Origin of the sequence: Nocardia cyriacigeorgica (assembly GCF_010858045.1) — a bacterium.
Taxonomy (GTDB): Bacteria; Actinomycetota; Actinomycetes; order Mycobacteriales; family Mycobacteriaceae; genus Nocardia; species Nocardia cyriacigeorgica_E.
The window spans coordinates 1-516 of the sequence record NZ_JAAGVC010000107.1; the positions used below are offsets into that span (position 1 = coordinate 1).

1 protein-coding gene is annotated in these 516 nt (G+C 64.7%); it reads left to right on the forward strand.

Translation table 11 applies throughout. The features are described 5' to 3' along the window. A partial coding sequence (locus GV790_RS28915) for an aminotransferase class I/II-fold pyridoxal phosphate-dependent enzyme (RefSeq protein ID WP_163817994.1) occupies positions 1-516 on the forward strand: 516 nt, incomplete at both ends.

Genomic DNA, 516 nt, shown 5'->3' on the forward strand with positions numbered 1-516 from the left:
GGCCGCCAATGGTTCAGTCGAGATACTGCAGCAGCTTCTGCTCGCCTTCGGCGGTCCCGGACGTCGTGCACTAGGCGTTACACCGTCCTATTCGATGTACCGTATCGCCGCCGAATGCCTTGGTACCGAATGGATGTCGGTGGCACTCGGGCCGGATGTTTCGCTCGATATCGAACGCATCCTGGAAGCCGTCGCCGAACACCGGCCGGACGTCGTGTTCGTGACCACTCCGCATAATCCCACCGGCGCGCTGCTCGAACAGGCGGATATCGAGCGCCTGTTGCGCTGTGCACCCGGACTGGTGGTCGTGGATGAGGCGTACGCCGAGTTCGCCACCGCGCCGAGCGCCGTCGGCCTCATCGAGAAGTACCCGGCGAAACTGGTGGTCACCAGGACGTTGAGCAAGGCGCTGGCCTTCGCGGGCGCCCGAGTGGGGTACCTGGTCGCCACTGCGGCCGTCATCGACGCGGTCCGGCTGGTGCGTCTGCCTTACCATCTGTCCACACTCACCCAGAC